This window comes from Mesorhizobium sp. M0800 (assembly GCF_040320095.1).
Classification (GTDB): domain Bacteria; phylum Pseudomonadota; class Alphaproteobacteria; order Rhizobiales; family Rhizobiaceae; genus Mesorhizobium.
Genome location: NZ_JAMYOZ010000004.1, coordinates 189,682 through 207,017, shown reverse-complemented (window position 1 = coordinate 207,017; position 17,336 = coordinate 189,682). Strand labels below are relative to the sequence as shown.

General features: G+C 59.8%; 21 protein-coding genes and 1 pseudogene. 12 read left to right on the top strand and 10 right to left on the bottom strand.

All coding sequences use genetic code 11. The annotated features are described in order from the left end of the window. The first annotated feature begins 103 nt into the window (after positions 1-103). The 10 genes from NKI18_RS07570 (at position 104) to NKI18_RS07525 (ending at position 4,391) form a co-directional block, all read left to right on the top strand. Positions 104-280, top strand: a complete 177-nt coding sequence (locus tag NKI18_RS07570) for a hypothetical protein (protein WP_352844020.1) — start codon at positions 104-106, stop codon at positions 278-280. Between the two features lie 2 nt (positions 281-282). Beyond that, positions 283-813: a DUF1097 domain-containing protein gene (locus NKI18_RS07565; protein WP_352615942.1), complete on the top strand. Its 531-nt coding sequence runs from the start codon at positions 283-285 to the stop codon at positions 811-813. Positions 814-879: 66 nt separating this feature from the next. Beyond that, on the top strand, positions 880-1,494 hold the full coding sequence (gene nthA / locus NKI18_RS07560; RefSeq protein ID WP_352615945.1) for a nitrile hydratase subunit alpha: 615 nt from the start codon (positions 880-882) through the stop codon (positions 1,492-1,494). Positions 1,495-1,517: 23 nt separating this feature from the next. Further along, positions 1,518-1,832, top strand: coding sequence for an SH3-like domain-containing protein (locus NKI18_RS07555; RefSeq protein WP_269904301.1), 315 nt, complete (start codon positions 1,518-1,520; stop codon positions 1,830-1,832). Further along, positions 1,829-2,182 (top strand): SH3-like domain-containing protein, encoded by a 354-nt coding sequence (locus tag NKI18_RS07550; RefSeq protein WP_352615948.1) that lies wholly within the window; start codon positions 1,829-1,831, stop codon positions 2,180-2,182. The genes NKI18_RS07555 and NKI18_RS07550 overlap by 4 nt, the downstream gene beginning before the upstream one ends. 46 nt (positions 2,183-2,228) lie before the next feature. Next, positions 2,229-2,693, top strand: coding sequence for a nitrile hydratase accessory protein (locus NKI18_RS07545; RefSeq protein WP_352615951.1), 465 nt, complete (start codon positions 2,229-2,231; stop codon positions 2,691-2,693). Positions 2,694-2,791: 98 nt separating this feature from the next. Continuing rightward, the gene (locus NKI18_RS07540) at positions 2,792-3,001 is read left to right on the top strand and encodes a CbtB domain-containing protein (RefSeq protein WP_352615953.1); all 210 of its coding nucleotides are present in this window, start codon (positions 2,792-2,794) and stop codon (positions 2,999-3,001) included. A gap of 15 nt (positions 3,002-3,016) precedes the next feature. Beyond that, a complete protein-coding gene (locus NKI18_RS07535) occupies positions 3,017-3,763 on the top strand; it encodes a CbtA family protein (protein WP_352615955.1) in 747 nt (248 codons plus the stop codon). Positions 3,764-3,771: 8 nt separating this feature from the next. Beyond that, a complete protein-coding gene (locus NKI18_RS07530) occupies positions 3,772-4,137 on the top strand; it encodes a hypothetical protein (protein WP_352615957.1) in 366 nt (121 codons plus the stop codon). Beyond that, positions 4,122-4,391: a hypothetical protein gene (locus NKI18_RS07525; protein ID WP_352615959.1), complete on the top strand. Its 270-nt coding sequence runs from the start codon at positions 4,122-4,124 to the stop codon at positions 4,389-4,391. Before NKI18_RS07530 ends, NKI18_RS07525 begins: the two co-directional genes overlap by 16 nt. Positions 4,392-4,648: 257 nt before the next feature. Here the strand turns inward: NKI18_RS07525 and NKI18_RS07520 are convergent. Continuing rightward, positions 4,649-4,892 (bottom strand): annotated as a pseudogene (locus tag NKI18_RS07520) (integrase core domain-containing protein); the annotation flags it as partial. A gap of 315 nt (positions 4,893-5,207) precedes the next feature. On the opposite strand from NKI18_RS07520, the gene NKI18_RS07515 reads away from it, so the two are divergent. Then, positions 5,208-5,471 (top strand): pyocin activator PrtN family protein, encoded by a 264-nt coding sequence (locus NKI18_RS07515; protein WP_352615961.1) that lies wholly within the window; start codon positions 5,208-5,210, stop codon positions 5,469-5,471. A 1,056-nt stretch (positions 5,472-6,527) separates the two neighbouring features. Here the strand turns inward: NKI18_RS07515 and NKI18_RS07510 are convergent. From NKI18_RS07510 to NKI18_RS07475, 8 genes are all read right to left on the bottom strand, one after another. Further along, the gene (locus NKI18_RS07510) at positions 6,528-8,114 is read right to left on the bottom strand and encodes a DHA2 family efflux MFS transporter permease subunit (protein WP_352615963.1); all 1,587 of its coding nucleotides are present in this window, start codon (positions 8,112-8,114) and stop codon (positions 6,528-6,530) included. A 12-nt stretch (positions 8,115-8,126) separates the two neighbouring features. Continuing rightward, complete coding sequence (locus tag NKI18_RS07505; protein WP_352615965.1) at positions 8,127-9,251, bottom strand: HlyD family secretion protein; 1,125 nt, start codon at positions 9,249-9,251, stop codon at positions 8,127-8,129. 82 nt (positions 9,252-9,333) lie between these two features. Next, positions 9,334-10,386: a cupin domain-containing protein gene (locus NKI18_RS07500; protein WP_352615967.1), complete on the bottom strand. Its 1,053-nt coding sequence runs from the start codon at positions 10,384-10,386 to the stop codon at positions 9,334-9,336. Between the two features lie 100 nt (positions 10,387-10,486). Beyond that, positions 10,487-11,362 (bottom strand): alpha/beta fold hydrolase, encoded by an 876-nt coding sequence (locus tag NKI18_RS07495; RefSeq protein WP_502900670.1) that lies wholly within the window; start codon positions 11,360-11,362, stop codon positions 10,487-10,489. A gap of 322 nt (positions 11,363-11,684) precedes the next feature. Next, the gene (locus tag NKI18_RS07490) at positions 11,685-12,050 is read right to left on the bottom strand and encodes a response regulator transcription factor (RefSeq protein ID WP_352615970.1); all 366 of its coding nucleotides are present in this window, start codon (positions 12,048-12,050) and stop codon (positions 11,685-11,687) included. Positions 12,051-12,167: 117 nt separating this feature from the next. After that, the gene (locus NKI18_RS07485; protein ID WP_352615971.1) at positions 12,168-12,806 is read right to left on the bottom strand and encodes a response regulator transcription factor; all 639 of its coding nucleotides are present in this window, start codon (positions 12,804-12,806) and stop codon (positions 12,168-12,170) included. Between the two features lie 22 nt (positions 12,807-12,828). After that, positions 12,829-14,727: a PAS domain-containing sensor histidine kinase gene (locus tag NKI18_RS07480; RefSeq protein WP_353019256.1), complete on the bottom strand. Its 1,899-nt coding sequence runs from the start codon at positions 14,725-14,727 to the stop codon at positions 12,829-12,831. A gap of 84 nt (positions 14,728-14,811) precedes the next feature. Then, positions 14,812-15,492, bottom strand: a complete 681-nt coding sequence (locus NKI18_RS07475) for a sensor histidine kinase (RefSeq protein WP_352615974.1) — start codon at positions 15,490-15,492, stop codon at positions 14,812-14,814. 296 nt (positions 15,493-15,788) lie between these two features. Between NKI18_RS07475 and NKI18_RS07470 the strand changes: the two genes are divergently transcribed. Next, a complete protein-coding gene (locus tag NKI18_RS07470; RefSeq protein WP_352615976.1) occupies positions 15,789-16,307 on the top strand; it encodes a Dps family protein in 519 nt (172 codons plus the stop codon). A 195-nt stretch (positions 16,308-16,502) separates the two neighbouring features. Here the strand turns inward: NKI18_RS07470 and NKI18_RS07465 are convergent, their stop codons facing one another. Continuing rightward, positions 16,503-16,778, bottom strand: a complete 276-nt coding sequence (locus NKI18_RS07465; RefSeq protein WP_352615978.1) for a hypothetical protein — start codon at positions 16,776-16,778, stop codon at positions 16,503-16,505. Positions 16,779-17,336 lie beyond the last annotated feature (558 nt).

Sequence of the window (17,336 nt, the reverse complement as noted above, 5' to 3'; positions counted from 1 at the left end):
CTGGTCGAGGCGTTGCGCAGATAGGTTAAGCATCTGGTTTGTTTCGTAAAAATTAGGCTATTTGCTGATTTTGCAAATTTTACGAGTTTCTCATGAATAATGGTTGACAAAGGAAAACTCCTCAGCGACGCTAAATAGGAACAAAAAAGCGAGCGCCCAAAAAGAGGCGCAGCATGATCAGATAAAGCTCGTGAAAATGCGAGCTTATGGCGATGAGGCCCGCTCACCGGCGACGGTGGCGGGCCTTTTTAGTTCTGAAAAAAGACAATGGGGAATCTGACAATGAAACCTGTCACCGCCACAGCTCTAAGCGTAGGCATCCTTGGTGCAATCTGCACTTGGGCATTTCTCTCGATCGGCACGGTCCTGGTCTGGGCGGCATTCGTCGCGTGGGCCTGCTTCTTCCAATCAGGCGGCGATAATGCTGCGCTCAAGAGCACGATCATCTCGAACATCTTCGGCTGTTTCATGGGCTGGCTCGGCGCGGTCATGATCCTCGGCCTGCCCATCGGCGATCTGGTTGGGCCTCAGATATGGTCTGCCACGGTGGTGTTCATCACGGTCGTGATCTACATCCTCGCATCACAGATTCCCGCCCTGGCCTCCGTTCCGGGCACAACGTTCGGCTATGCCTGTACGTTTGCGTTCCTGCTGCAGACTCCCGACCGGCTCGCCCTGCCGAAGCTGCTTTCGGCGTCCTTCGACAACTCGCTGGTCGTTGTCCCGGTTTCGATGGTGGCAGGCGCTCTGTTCGGGTTCGCTTCGGCCAAGCTCGCCGGTGCGTTGACCAAACCGACCCTGGCCGTCGCCTGATCGCTGGTCGGTATGTTCGGCCGTCCGCGCTCCAAGTCATTTCAGACAACATCAATGAGGCAAGTCATGACAACCGATAACCATTCCCACGCCAACGTACTCATCCCCGAGGTGGGTCTGCGTGTAAAAGCGCTGGAGTCGCTTCTGGCCGAGAAGAAGGCCATCGATCCCGCCGCGCTTGATTTGATCATCGAGACCTTCGAGACGCAGATGGGTCCGAAGAACGGCGCGAAAGTCGTCGCCAAGGCCTGGACCGATCCCAAATACAGGAGCTGGCTGCTGGAAGATGGCACTGCCGCCATCAAAAGCCTCGGCTATATCGGAGTGCAGGGCGAGAACATGGTCGCCCTGGAGAACACTCCCACGGTGCACAACGTCGTCGTGTGCACGCTCTGCTCCTGTTATCCTTGGCCGACGCTAGGCTTGCCTCCCATCTGGTTCAAGTCCGCACCCTATCGGGCCCGGGTGGTTATCGAGCCGCGAAGCGTCCTGAAGGAATTCGGCCTCGATGTCGCCGACGATGTCGAGGTGCGTGTCTGGGACAGCACGGCCGAGCTTCGCTATCTGGTGCTTCCGATGCGCCCCTCCGGCACTGAAAACCTGACCGAACAAGAACTGGCTGCTCTCGTTACCCGGGATTCCATGATCGGAACCGGCGTCGCACAATCACCCTCGCACTAGCCTCTGGCAAAAGGATCAAAGCCATGAATGGAATTCATGACGTCGGCGGCAAGCACGGCTTCGGCCCGGTGCTGGTTGAACAAAACGAGCCGTATTTCCATGAGGAATGGGAGGGTCGGATGCTGTCGATGATGATCGCCTGCTTCGCCGCCGGCATATACAACGTGGATCAGTTCCGGCATCCGATCGAGAAGATGGATCCGCGCCACTATCTGATGTCGAGCTACTACGAAAAATGGCTCTGCACCGTCGAACAGAATTGCATCGATGCCGGCATCGTTACCCGCGAGGAAGTCGATGCCCGTCACGCCCAGCTCATGAAAGGAAAAGCAGCATGAACATGCTCACCACCGATATGGTGCCAACGGTTTTAGCCACCGGAGATCCAGCGCGCGTCGATGTCGAGGTCGCACCGAAGTTCAAGGCCGGAGACAAGGTTACGGTCGTCAACCTGAACCAGGTCGCTCACAACCGCCTGCCGGCCTATATCAGGGGCAAGGTCGGTACCGTCACCTTCGATCACGGCGTGTTCGTTTTCCCCGATACGAGCGCCCACCGCCAGGGACCCAAGCCGCAGCGCGTCTACACGGTGGTGTTCACGGCCCGCGAGTTGTGGGGCGATGCCGGTCATCCGCGGGATCGGATGTATGTCGACGCCTGGGACGACTACCTCGAGAGCGCCGGCTAGCGCTCCGCCCCACTGCTCAACACTTCGGCTTCGTTAGGATTTTCCCATGAACCAGAATAGCAGTCTCGAGCAGCTTCCCGGTCTTCCGCGCAATGAAGCCGGACCGCTGTTTGCCGAGCCCTGGCAACTCACCGCCTTCGGGATCGTGCTCCAACTTCACCGCAATGGCCACATCCAATGGCGTGAGTGGGTCAACTACATCAGCTCGGAAATCGAACTCGGCAAGACCTATGATCTCGATCCGGAGGACCATAACGGGATCTACTATCATCAATGGCTTGCCGCGCTTGAGAAATTGGTAACCGACAAGAAGCTGTCAAGCTTCGACGAGCTGATGGCGCGCAAGGAACAATGGCGTCACGCCGACGAGCATCGCGGCTTTGGCGAACCGCTCAGACTTGATGGTGATGGTCATTCCCACCACCACCACCACCACCATCATCATCACGGCCATGCCCATGACCATGACGACGATCATGCTTGTCGCGCGCCGGCGAGCCGGCTCGCGTGAACCACATGCCGGCGGCAGCGCGGCGCAATCGCAAAATGACGGCGAACGAAGGTCTTGCCGCCAAACCGATCCAATGAACACTTTTCAGGAGAACCTCCGTGTCCGAAATCGCTCTTAGTCCGGTTGCCCTTCCGGCGCCTATCCCCGTTCGCGAGCTTCTGCCCTGGGCCGTCTTTGGCGGGCTGATGCTGTTGCTGGCGATCTATTTCATCGGTGCCGAAGAAGGCGCGACGTCGCTGATGCGTGGCATGTACGTCCACGAATTCGTCCACGACGGCCGCCATCTGCTCGGCTTTCCTTGCCACTAACAAAGGATCAAGATGATGGTTGGCAGTCTTTTGTTGCGCGGCATGCTGGTCGGGATCATGGCCGGCCTGCTGGCCTTCGGTTTCGCCCGTGTCTTCGGCGAGCCGCAGGTGGATCATGCTATCGCCTTCGAGGAACACCAGGCGCAGGCCGCGGGCGAGGCGCCGGAGCCCGAACTCGTCAACCGCTCCACCCAGGCCGGCATCGGACTGCTGACCGGCATTCTCGTCTATGGCGCGTCCATTGGCGGGCTTTTCGCGCTGTTCTTCTCCTATGTCCAGGGAAGGGTCAGCGGCTTTGGACCGCGCGGCACGGCGGCGCTGATCGCGCTGGCCGGATTCGTCACGATCATACTGGTGCCTCAGTTCAAGTATCCGGCCAACCCACCGGCGGTGGGTGATCCCGAAACGATCCAGGCGCGCACCCAGCTCTTCTTTGTGCTGCTGACGGTGTCGTTGTTGGCGGCAGTCGCCTCGATCGGTCTCGCCAAACGCCTGGCGTCGCAGTACGGGATTTGGAATTCCTGGATAGTGGCGGTGGCTGCCTATCTTGTCGTGATGGCGATTGCCGAATATGCGCTGCCGCCGATCAACGAAGTGCCCGAGCAGTTTTCCGCTGTTGTATTGTGGGATTTCCGCCTTGCGTCACTCGGTATCCAGATGGTTCTGTGGACTGCGGTCGGCGTGCTGTTCGGGGCGGTCGCTGAACGCAGGATGGTCGATCGTCGCAACAGTCGCCCTGTCAAGAGCGTAGCTGCTCGCTAGGCCATTCCATGACGCCGCACAGCATCGGGATGTCTAAGCGCGCCGCGTCATGGTGGTTCTGTCTTTCGCTGCTCTCGATGATGGCGGGATCGGCGCAGGCGCATGGGCAGAAATCGGACCTGAACAGCTCAGGTCTACAAATACCTGCATTGACACACGGCCAGATGGCCGTGATCGCTGACTATCGCAGCGAAATTCTCGACCTGGCGGCCAAACAAAACCGCACGGACGAAACGTTTCGCAGGCTGTTGAACTTCGCCAACCTGCAGTATGCCGCCTGTTTTGGGGGCTGCTGCCCGGCAGCATTGGAGATGAGACAAGCCCCTTCAATGAATGCAGCCATGCCTATCTGTCAGCGATGCAGGCAGCGCTGACGCATCTTCGCGACATGTCGGCAGATAAACCGACCATCGAGGCGCTGATATCACGGATCGACGCAGACATGGTGCGGAAACGCGCGTCGTTCGTCATGTGTCAGTTCAGCGGCGAGACCTTCAATACGGCCTCGCTGGTCATTCCGGACTGGCGGGACATTCCCTTCCACCTGCCCAGCCTGATTGCGGTAGGAATTGCCTTTGTAGCGACGATGGCAGGCCTCTTGCCGTCTTGTTCCCAACGCGCACCTTGAGGCGACGGGTTGGGCGAACAGACCGGAACGCCATTTCCGGGGACGTCTGAACACCGAAACCTGAAGAACGAATGACACCACGCTGGTCGAACGCTCTCTGCCGGCCAACGCGAAGTCTTGTCCGCTTCGCACTCGCCATTACCCAAATGCCAACATTTCCAAGGAGAAAGACCGTGCCCGTAGACGTGAAATACACCACGACAGCTACCGCCACCGGGTGAACCGCCCCGGGGTTGCCGGAGGACATTTGGTTTGAGTCATGCAGCCATGGCCGGGTCTTCTAGCATGGCGTAGTAGCGTTCCTCGGCTTCTGCCGGCGGGATGTTGCCGATGGGCCAGCCGGCGATTGTTGAACCGGTCGACCCAGGTCAGCGTCGCGAACTCGACGGCCTCGAAGCTGCGCCACGGTCCGCGGCGGTGAATGACCTCTGCCTTGTAGAGACCGTTGATCGTCTCGGCGAGAGCGTTGTCGTAGCTGTCGCCGACGCTGCCGACGGAGGGGCCGCGGCGGAAGTCGGGGTAGGAACAAGGATAACCGCTTCAGGAATCAAAATGCCGCAACTCATTGAGTTAGCGGCGTGATTTTGTTTGCGGGGTTAGGTTTAGAACGTACAACCTTCAGGTTATGAGTTATCCATACCAGAATGCTGCGGCGTCACTCCGCACAAATCACATTTTTCACTGCGAACTTGCACGCCGTACTTTCCTTGCACACGCTTTGGACGGCCGCCCTATCCGTTTGGCGTCGATTGCTTCAATTGAACTTCGCTGCAACCCCGTTGACTATCCTCGGATGGCTGGCGGCGAGCGAAGAAATTGAACACCCTCTTCCTACTCATGGCGCAATATGAGGGACGCGTGATTGTCCCCGCTGAGACCGTGTGCAAGGATTATTTTTCCCACCTGACGCTCACCAAGTTCTTACGCAAAGTGAGCATTGGAGAAATTGAGCTTCCGCTAACCAGAGCAGAAAGAAGCCAGAAGAGTGCCAAAGGCGTTCATCTCCAAGACCTAGCTTCATACCTCGATAAGCGGCGTGAAATCGCACTATCTGAAGTGCGCGCCTTCCGAGGTAGCTAGCGCGCCCGTGGCCTCTTTGCGCTTGGAGTTCAGCAATCCCTAGATCACCGACAGGATGCTACCTCCCGTCGCCCATTCGTGCTCCCTTCCCCGAAATGCGCCCGCTTTCGCCCAAGCGCTCCGGTACGAGTACAACAACAGTACAACTTAGAGGAATTGATACCTCTTAGTTGTTGAATATATGTTGGTTTTCGGCGCCGGGATTATGAGCGCCACATTCGGGACGACCCTTAAGGAACTCGAGCGCGCTCGATGTCGTCATGTTCGAGACTCTCCACGACTGCGCACAGGTGAAAGGACGGAAACCGGGGTTCTTGGGACCTGGATCTTAGAGCGACGTGAATTGCGTTGATTGCGCCTTCGGTCGTCGCGTCCGGGATTGCGGAATCTGGCCGCCAGCGCCGCCGATGCAAGCGCGAGAGCCCGGCGGCTCCTGGGGCGAGGAGATTTGACGCGAGATCAGCCGCATGGGCGACGCTCTTCTCGGGCTAGCTTGTCTGGTTTCAAGGCTAGGCCGCAACCCGTCAGCGGTAGCTCAGGCATCGGCCGATCACATCCGTCAGACGGAGACTCGCATTGGGAGGGGAATGCGATGCGCTCCTGCGGGGATCGCTCTTGCCGTTGGGGATGGACGGCAATGCGTTGGGGCACTCCGGCGTGGACCATGCCGATGCCTGGGCTGCCCGATATTCGACGTAGGAGACGAGCATGTCTTTTGAGAACACCGCTGCCATTTCATTATTGCAGGGTGAGATTGCGGCATCAGGTCCAGCACTGGTGCAAGCGCAGAAGTGAGATACCGCTGCCTGCCTGGAATCGTCCAAACGAAGAGCCCCTCGCTTCATGTTCACACGGCCCGTTCATGGCAATGCGGACGCAGGCGCAATTGCTCAACGAGGTGGCGGTGCATGAGCTAAGCTGGTAGGTCGCCACAAGCGCGCAAAAGGCATGCGGCAAACGTGAGTTGCATGGACGCCCAATTGCCGAAGGTGTCGACAAGGCCCGTATCCGCCCCACCTGCTTCACGCGGCGGGAATATTCGGAGTTGCACGATCATCAGGTTGAGTTGACTGTTTCGCGGGTGCGCGTGAAGACCACCGCTACCGCCGCTGCGAGCAAAATGCATCCCAGCACGAGAAATGTGTCCGAAAACGCCATGACAAGGGATTGCTGCTCGACCAGGCTGCCCAGCAGAGCCTCGGCCTGATGACGGGCAAGGGCAGGATCGCCCGTTCCTTGCTGCTGGAGCCTATGTTGCGCTTCCGCGAGGAATTGCTCAACGGTAGCGTCATAAGCCGTGACGGACTGACCGATGATGTTTGAATGATACTGTTCGCGTTTGGTGATGACTGTAGCGAGCGCCGCCGTGCCGATCGCACCGCCCAAACTCCGCATCATGTTGAAGACGCCCGACGCCGCGCCTGACATCTCCTTCGGGATGCCGATCACAGCAATACCCGCTAGCGGGGCAAGCACGATCGCCTGGCCAAGCGAGCGAACTATGTTGGACGACATGAACTGATCCGCACCGCTGTCCGCACTGAGATGGGCGTTCATGAAGCAACTGACGGCGAAGATCACGAGCCCGGTGCAGACAATGGCGCGCGCGTCGAAATGCTTCTGCAGCCGAGGAACGAAAGGGATGATCAGAAGCTGCGGCAGGCCTGCCCAGGCGAGCACGAAGCCGACCTGCTCAGCGTTGTAGCCTTGCACCTGTTGCAAATAGGCGGGGAGCACATAGACCGAACCAAACAGCGCAATACCGAGCCCGATATTGGCAAGCGTGCCAAGTGCAAAATTGCGGTGCGCGAGGAGCCTTAGCTGGACTGCGGGATTACGGCCTTTCAGCTCAATTGCGACGAAGATCGCAAGCGCCACCGCGGCGATGATCGACAGCCTGACGATGAATGGGGAGCCGAACCAGCCGTCCTGGTTGCCTTCGTCGAGGACGGTCTGCAGGCAGGCGAGGCCGACGCTCATGAAGGCTATACCCCACCAGTCGCCGTGCTTCAGCAGGCCGAGATTCATCTTCTGGTGCTCGAGCGTCGGATAGAGCAGCGCCAGCATCAAGGCGCCCGGAACAAGATTGATGAAGAAGATGTACTGCCAGCCGTAGTTCTCAGTCAGGTATCCGCCGATGGTCGGGCCGATCGATGGTCCGAATGTCGCCGTCAGCGCAAACGCGGCAAGCCCGACCGGCTGCTGGCGCTTCGGCAACGTCGTAAGGACGCGCGCGAACGCCATGGGGATCATCACGCCGCCCCAGAATCCCTGTAAGCCGCGCAGCACAATCATCTGCGGCAGGTTCGTCGCGAAGGCGCAGGCGACGGAAAAGGCGAGGAAAAGCCAGACGCTCGTCAACAGGAAGCGGCGAACGGTGAAGACGCGGCTGAAATAGTCGGTCAGCGGAATCATGATGATCTCGCCGATCAGATAGGCGGTCGATATCCAGGTTCCGTTGTCGGAACCGGTGCCGATGCCACCTTCTATCTCGGGCAGCGACGAGTTGGTAATCTGGATGTCGAGGACGGCGATCAACGCGCCGACCATGCAACCAAAAACGGATACCCATTCGCGGAAGCTGGCGTCACGCTCTTTCTGCGTCACCGCCTGTAATGCATCTGCCTGATCCGACCCAGCCATACCGTCCTCCGGTTATTTCGCCCGCTGGGTCTGTCGAACATCGATCGTAGTGGTGACCGACATGCCGGGCAGGAGGCGTCCAGCCAGCGGATCGGTCCGGTCGATCGCAATCCGCACCGGGATGCGCTGCACGATCTTGGTGAAATTGCCTGTCGCATTGTCGGGTGGCAGCAGCGCGAATTCCTGTCCGCTCGCCGGCGCAATGCTGTCGACGGTGCCGCGCACCGGAGTGCCCGCGAATGTATCGACGTCGACCCTTACGGGCTGGCCCGGCTTTACGTTGGCAAGCTGTGTCTCCTCGTAGTTGGCGATAATATAGATTTTTGCGAGCGGCACGACCGCGAGCAGCTGCGTTCCAGGTTGCACGTAAAGGCCCACCCTCAGCTCGCGCATTCCGACCACCCCGTCGGCAGGCGCCCGCAACACCGTATAACCAAGGTTCAATTCGGCCTGTGCCTGCACGGCCTTGCTGTGTTGCAGCGTGGCTCTGGCGCCTGCGAGCTGCGCAGTGAGCGTGCCGACCTGAGCATGCGCGGCGTCGAGCGCTGCCTTGTCCTTGGCGACCACCGCCGAGGCCGTAGCTATCTGGGAGGCCGCCTGCTCGGCATTCTGCACCGAGCCATATCCGGTGCCAGCGAGCGTACCGAAGCGCTTGTTGTTCTGCCCGGCATAGGTCTCGGTCGCCCGGTCGGCATCGAGCGTGGCACTCGCCTCTTCGATCAGGGCCTGCTGTTCTCCGAGTTGCGCCTCAATGCTCTCGATGGTGGCTTCGGCTCCGGCAACGTTGGCCTTGGCCTGGTCGACGGCTGCCTGATAGTCGCGAGAATCAATCGTCGCCAGGATATCGCCAGCTTTGACATGCTGGTTATCGGAAACAGCGACGCTCGCAAGATATCCTGCAACCTGTGGCGCGATGGCGATGATGTCAGCCTGAACATAGGCGTCGTCTGTCGTTTCCTCGAAGCTCCAGACGGTCCAGTATTCCCAGCCGAGCCCTGCCCCAACGCCGAGCGCCGCGACCACGGCGACGCCGAACAACACGCGACGCACGGGCGACATGCTCGGCTTTTCCGACGGCAAAGTGGCGGGGCTCGAAGCATCCGCTTTCAAGCTTGCGGGATGAACGACGACATTCATTGATCTCTCCGTAGGGTTTCTTGCCCGATGGTTCCTGTTCTCCAAGGCAATCTCCAAGCTCGCCTGCGGGCGCGTTAAAATTTCAAGGCACCGGATCTATTGGATTGCGGCGGGGCACCAGCAGCGGGTCGATCTCGGTGAAGGGAAAGTCCGGCAACTCAGATCTCTTCATTCCGAAATCCGCGGCGATCTGGCTCCTGGGAAACACGTTGATCAGCGATCTGTAGCCGACGTCGGCAGGCGAAGCCTGGTCGAAGAAGATAAGGAGATGAACCGTCTCCTCGCCGACATTCTCGATGTGATGGGGATAGGCGCGCGGGACGAAATAGGTATCGCCAGGGCTGATGATATAGGTGTCGGTGCTTCCGTCGGGATCGAGGACGGTCATGCGAGCCGTGCCCGATGCGATGTAGCCCAACTCGGCCGTTTCCGGATGCCAGTGGGGTTCGCGCATTCCCTCTTGGCTGATGGTCACCGAATACATCGCGATGTCGCGCAGGACCGGCCAGAGGGCAGCCTTGGCGGTGCGTGCAGTGCCGGCGGGAAAATCGATCTGCGGCGGCGTCGCCTCAATGCTGTATTTATAGGCGTTTAGGTGGCGGTCCTGGTCCTCGACGCTTGCCCGACGGGGAATGCTGAGGATTTCGCTAGCTCTCGCAGATCGGTCGAAGCTGGAAAACGCGGCAGAAGCCAGATCGTAGGTATTGCCGAGCACGGCATCTGACATCACACCGAAGGCGGCTTTCATGCCAAAGTCCTCGGGTTTTTCATGTGAAAAGGCCAAAATGAATTCCACGGCGTGCTCGCCGATGTTCTCGATGCTGTGCATGGCGCCGGAGGGGATGAAGAACATCTCGCCGGCGGCCAGGATGAAGCTTTCGCGCTGCGCATGACTGCCGGCGATTGTGACCAGCGCCTCGCCGTGCAGGCAGTATCCGAGTTCATGGGCATTGGCATGCCAATGGGGCTCGCGCACGCCATGCACGCCGAGAAGCAGACGTCGGATCGAAAGCCGGCGCAGGACCGGCAGATCGCTGGAATCCACGTGGCTGACAGAGCCCTCGGGACTTTCGAAACGCGGCGTCTGCCGCGCGAGAGATGCGACATGTTGGGATTTCTGCTTGGCAGTACTCATGGTTGGTTCCCCCGATCGCCGTGTTGCTGTGTAACGGAAGCGGCGCAACGCGTTGTCGCGGGACGGACGCTTGGATGATTGCATCCGTCCCGCCGTCGACTCAGCTTCTGATGAAGGCGAGCAGGTCCGCGTTGATCACGTCGGCATGGGTGGTCAACATTCCGTGCGGGAAGCCGGGATAGATCTTTAACGTGCTGTTCTTGATCAGCTTGGCTTGGAGCAGCGAGGCGTCCTTGTACGGCACGACCTGGTCATCGTCGCCCTGCAGGATGAGGGTCGGCACGGTGATCGCCTTCAAGTCGTCTGTCTGGTCGGTTTCGGAGAAGGCCTTGATGCCTTCGTAATGCGCCACCGCACCACCGATCATGCCCTGACGCCACCAGTTGTCGATGATGCCCTGTGAAACCTTAGCGCCCGGCCGATTGAAGCCGTAGAAGGGACCTGACGCCACGTCGACATAGAACTGCGCCCGGTTGGCTGCGAGCGCCTTGCGAAAGCCGTCGAAGACCTCGATCGGCGTACCGCTGGGGTTCTCCTTGGTCTTGAGCATGAGCGGAGGAACGGAGCTGACGAGCACCGCTTTGGCAACGCGTCCCTGCGGTTCGCCGAATTTGGCGACATAGCGCGCCACCTCGCCGCCGCCGGTTGAATGGCCAATATGGACCGCGTTCCTGAGGTCGAGATGCTCGGCGACGGCCGAGGCGTCGGCGGCGTAGTGGTCCATGTCATTTCCGGTATCGACCTGAGTCGATCGGCCGTGGCCGCGACGATCGTGCGCGACGACGCGATAACCGTTCGCAAGGAAGAACAGCATCTGCGCATCCCAGTCGTCGGAGCTGAGCGGCCAGCCGTGATGGAACACAATGGGCTGGGCACCCTTGTCACCCCAGTCCTTGTAGAAAATCTGAGGGCCGTCCTTGGTGGCGATGTAACCGCTGCCCATGTCGAATTCTCCTTTCGAAAGCCGAGGTGTCATTTGTGCCGATGCGACGGCCGGAAGCAGTGCCGCGATTGTCATCCATGCGGCCCCCGCGACCAGTTCGCGACGGTTCAGCCGAAACGCTGGTTCGAGCACGCCTGCGTTCGTAGCTGCCTCCAGTTGGTGTGCTTGTTTAGGAGGGAAGCTAAGGAGAGGCGCGGCGCGGGAAAATCGTACGCTTGGTTCGGCGGCTTATACCAAGGTTTGAAACAGCATCCCTGGCGTATGTCTCAGGCCGCAATGCGACCTGCCTTGCGGGATCTGCCATTCCAAGGCCTGCCTAAGCGGCGGCTCGCGCCGCCGCCTGGTCCGAGACGAATTATGAGAAGGCGCGTTCGGTGAAGCGCGCGATTGCATCGCCATCGGCCGGCTTGTCCAGATAGGCGAGAGCGCCAGCTGCCATTACCCGGGCGCGCGTCGCCTCGGTCGGGAAAGCGGTCATGAAGATCATCGGAAACACCCGGCCTCGTGCGATCAGTTCCGCTTGGAGTTCGTCGCCGCTCATGCTGGGCATTTGAATGTCAGTTATCATACAGCCGGGATCGCCGGCCGCGTCGTCGCTGAGGAACTCCAGCGCCGAGGCATAGCTGCGGACTTCGTAGCCCAGGGACCTGAGCAGGCTGGTGAGAGCGCTTCGGACTCCCTCATCGTCATCGACGATCGCAATCGCGGGTATCTTGGACATGGTGAAAGGCGTTCGTGCCGGTCTGCTCACGGCAGGGTATCTCCAATGCGAGGCTCCCCCTCTAAATGGGGGAGATTGAGCCGAAAGGAAATCATACGGAGGTTTGCTGCCCAGCCGTCAACGCTTGGACATCCCCAACGCCTCGGCCTTGCGGACGAGATCGGCAAGCGTCCGAACACCCATCTTGCGCATGACATTGCCTCGGTGGATCTTGACCGTGATCTCCGACAGGCCGATCACACCCGCGACCTGCTTGTTCATCAGCCCGGCAACGACATGGCGCATTACCTCGCGCTCGCGCGGGCTCAGCGTGTCATAGTCGGCACGCAGGCCGTCCGCCGCGGCGCGCTCAATCCGTCTCAGGCGATCGCGCTCGATCGCGCTGGTAACGGCGTCGAGCATGTCCTGATCGCGGAACGGCTTCGACAAAAAGTCGACCGCGCCCGCCTTCATGGCGCGCACGGTCATGGGAATGTCACCGTGTCCAGTCATGAACACGACGGGGAGATCGATGCCATGGCTCGCGAGTTGCATCTGGAAGTCCAGTCCACTCAGTCCGGGCAGCCGGACATCCAGGATCAGGCAACCTGACGATTGTGGCAGATCGGCCTGAAGCATTTCCGCCGCGCTGCCGAACGCACGGGTCGTCATTCCCACGGAGCGGAACAGGCTGTCGAGCGCGTCGCGCACGCCCGGGTCATCGTCGACGATGGCGACGAACGGCGGAAGTTCTGCGGGGGTCGAACCAGCTTTCATCCAATTGCCCTGATCGTAGCGGTTATCCTGCCGCGCTTCCTTCAGTCACCGGAAGCGTCACTCGAAAGGTCGCGCCCACGCCGGGCTGGGTTTCGATCGCCAGCTGTCCGCCATGGGCCTCGACCGTCGTCCTGCATATCGCAAGACCCATGCCCATGCCATCTTGCTTGGTCGAGAAGAATGGTTCGAAGACCCGTTGCAGATGCTCCTCCGATACCCCTGGTCCGGTATCCCGTACAGTAATCTCGATGTTCTTCGAGGAGTTCTGCACAACACCGATGAAAAGCAGCCGCGGTCTCGTCTGCGCAGACATTGCGTGCGCGGCGTTGATCATGAGATTTACCAGGACCTGCTGCAGTTGAATGCGGTCGCCGTGCACATTCGGAATGCCGGCCTGAATATCGACCTGCAGCTGAACATTGGCTCTCGCAAGCTCACGCTGGACGAGCGCCGTAGCGTCCTCGACCAGCGCCGAAAGGACGAGTTCGCCACGGTGTGACGGCGCCTTCTTCAGGAAGGCCCTGATGCGCTTGACGATACCGCTTGCCCTGCGTCCCTCCGCCACCGCGCGTCCGAGCGCCGTTTCGACTTCCTCGAGGTTAGGCGGATCGCGCCGGAGCCAGCGCATCCCCGCCTCGCCGTTCGTAACAATTGCCATCAGCGGCTGGCTGACCTCATGCGCAATCGAGGCGGTCAATTCGCCAAGCGTGGCGACCCGGGCGGCATGCGCGAGTTCCGCCTGCGCCTGCTGGATCGCATCCTGCGCGTGTCTGCGCTCGGTGATGTCCACCACGTATATGAGAACATTGTCGCCGTCGTCCGCCGAGGGTGGAAAGGTTATGGCGAAAAACACGGGTATGACCTCACCATCGCTGCCGACCATCTCAGTCTCGCCCTCGTAGAACGCATCGTCGCGCGCGAAGGCAGCCAGCGCACCGACGAAGGTCCTGTCGGTAATGCTCAGGACATCGTCCACGGTGGTCAGAAACTGCTTGGGATCTTCCACGAAAACCATGGACAAGAGGGCTGGATTGACGTCGACGATCCTGATGAGCCGCCGGGCTCGGGCGACGAAATCCGGATTGCCGGCGAGATAGTCGGAAACCGGAATCCCTTTCTCCTGGATGCTTGCAAGTTCCCTTCTGACCTCGCTCCAATCTTCCTCGAGGACACCGATCCGGCTTGAATCGAACATACGGCGATAGCGGTGCTCGCTCTTGACTAGCGCCGCATGGGCAGCCTGGCGCTCCGTTATGTCAGTATGGATTTCGAGCACGCCCGTGGGCTTCCCGAGCCGGTCCCGCTGCACCGCCCAACGACTGTCCAGGACGAGGCGAGCGCCGGATCGCGTCTCCTGCTCGAGCACCCCTTCCCATCGCCCGTTCTGGAGGAGCTCGGCCTCAACCGTCGCGCGTTCCACCGGATATCTTGTACGAAGCAGTTCGTCCGCGACGCGGCCGAAGGCTTCTGCGGCCGACCAGCCGTATACCTGCTCGGCGGCATGGTTCCAGAAGTCGATCCCGCCCTCAATGTCGCGCACGAAGATCATGTCGTGCGACAGGTTCAGCAATCGGGCCTGCGCTGCCAAGGTCGCCATGGCGGACTGGTTTTGCAAGGCAAGCATCGTGGCGATGGCAATTGCCGCGATGCTGACGATCGCACGCAGCACCGGAGATCCGTAATTCTCTAAGCCATGGGAAATGGCATAGGCAACAAGCGTCAGAACGATGGCGCCGGCGGCAGCGGCGAACAGATCTTTTCGCCACGAGGTGCGGGCCGCAATGAGCACCACCAGCACGTAAAGCACCGCGACCGCTCCTTGGAGCGGCGACAGCACGTCGAACAGGAAGATGCACAGCGCCAGCAAGGCGGCCGCCAAGCGGTACGCGCTCGTGCTCATGTGTCGCCCGTTGCCGGACACGGACGAAATATCCAGTGAGGATTGCGTATGGATTCTGCCTGTTGAGGAATGCGATCGCGAATGAAGAGTAGGGGCCGCATCTCCTTAGATCGTTTCCGTACGGTCGAGCTCGCAGGTGTCCGGAAGGTGACGGGGCAGCTCGATCGAAAAGATCGAGCCCTTATTCTCGACCGACCGCACAGTGACTTGGTGACGCAGCAAGTCTGCGGTCTGACGCACGATCGTCAGGCCAAGGCCGAGACCTTCGGTTCGGCCGGCTTGGTCGCCCCGGTCAAACGCGTTGAAGATGCTTTCGAACCGCGCAGCCGAAATGCCACAGCCGTCGTCCTCCACATCGATGTTGAGCCGATCGTGCTGGAGCCGGCAGTCTACGCGGACATGGCCACCTGGCCCGCTGTATTTCAAGGCGTTGCCGATAAAGTTCCGTATTATGCTGTGCACCATGTCCGGATCGGTTTCCACGAGGAGATCGGACGCGCACACCTGCAGATCGATCCCGCACGCCTCCGCGTAAAAACGCCAGTCTCGATCGACTCGTGACAGAATATCAGCCACCCGCACCACCCGGTGGTTTGGCTGCAGAGCGCCGTCCATCTGCGACAGCCGGGCTATGTCGCTGAGTTCGCTGTTCAGACGCATCATCGCGTCGAGTGCGACGCGCAGCCGATAGGCGGCAGCTGCCGGCACGCCTTCCTCGACTGCACGCGCCATCGACAGCATGGCCACGTGGAGGGGTTGCTTCAGGTCATGGCCTGCAACCGCCATGATCCTGGACATTGCGAGAAGCGACATGTTGGCCAGCGCTGTTGCATCGTCTGCATCTGCCTTAGACATACCGTCTCTCCGCACCTGTCCTGCATTTGGCTAGGCACGCTATGTGGAGATGAATGCTACGAAAATCATACGTTGGGTTGGTGACGGCCGAGGCTGTCATCCTCATGTATGAACCACATAAACTCTGTACCGATATCTGTGGCTGCTGGCGGCTAGTATTGTTTATTGCGTCACGTCGATACAGAATCCGGCGGCGCCGGCCCTGTACGCAATGTAAGGAGAGACCCATGCAGGACATTCTGTTCCAAACCCGCAACGCAGCCGCATTGCATTCGCCCACCGATCTCGGGGCACAGGCAACGACAGACATCGCCGCCGCACTGACCGGCGTGCTCGCAGATACTTTTGCCCTCTACCTCAAGACCAAGAATTTCCATTGGCACCTGTCGGGGCCACATTTTCGCGACTATCACATCATGCTTGACGAGCAGAGCGATCAGATCTTCGCGATGACTGACGCCCTGGCCGAGCGCGCCCGCAAGGTCGGCGGCACGACATTGCGGTCGATCGGACACATTGCCCGCATCCAGCGGCTGCTCGACAACGACGCCGACTACGTGACGCCGCAGGACATGCTGGCAGAGCTTGCCAACGACAACCGCAGGCTGACTGGGTTCCTCCGGGCAGCGCATGCCGTATGCGAAACCTATAACGACGTCGCCTCGACGAGCCTCCTAGAAGTCTGGATCGACGAGACCGAACGCCGAAGCTGGTTTCTTTACGAGACGACGCGGACCGCAGCGTAAGCGCGACACCTTCCCGCAAGCGGGACATAGCCGCCCTTCAACCGCCAGCGACACCCAAAGGATCATCGAAACAGTCGCCATCGTCGACCTAAGTCAGCAACGAGATGGGTGCCCATCTCGTTGCAGTTATTTGCTGTACGGCGATTTTTCCGATTTTCTCAGCCGCACCTTTATTCCGGTGGCTCAAACGCTGTCTTAGCTGTGACCACCGAGCGTGTTTACATTCGCGCAGAAGTCCGTGTACGGCTGCTGAACTTGACGTGCGCATTCACCCTTCATTTGTGCCTGCTTTTCAGCCGGCATGGCAAAGAAGACCGCTTTGAATTCCTCCATGGGCTTCATCGTTTTCATGCTGGAATCGGTGAAGAATGGTTCCATGGTGTCCGGCTCATCCAGTGCGCCGGCCGACGCCTGACCACCAAAAGCGGAAAGAGCAAATGTTACGCCGAGACAGATAGCTTTGATGTTCATTGGACATGTTCCTTCTGAGTTAAGCGATATCCCCAACGACAACCACGTTGGCACACCTATAAAATATACATCGATCAGGCCAACGTATTTCCTGTAGGCACCTGTTTTTGTCTGTCTGGATGACTGTTGAATCCTCGCTATGTCCAGCGATCACGAGCACCTATTGCTGCATCATCGAATTAACCTCAACGCTGACCCGGCTGACATCTGCACCGGCCTGGGCCGAGGTAGAAATCCAGGACCATGCAGGCGCCCGAAATCAACCGGAGGCGTCCTCACGACGCCGTCCTGATCATCGAAGCACTGCCCGAAGGATTGCAGCAGATTCCTTACTGCGCGAGTTCTCCGCCGACAGCCGTTGTAAAGATCTGCAAACCCTCGCTCACCAACGAGAGCCATTGCGCGACGCTTGGCCGAAGGCTGGGAACTGCATGCCCCGGAATTTCGGTTCAGTGAACCACCTGGAAAGCTCGCGAGCCTTCACCGCGACGACGGAGTTCTCCAGGAGAGTACTAAGGACCTTGCGCGCGCCTAATCGCATGTTGACATCGCCGATCT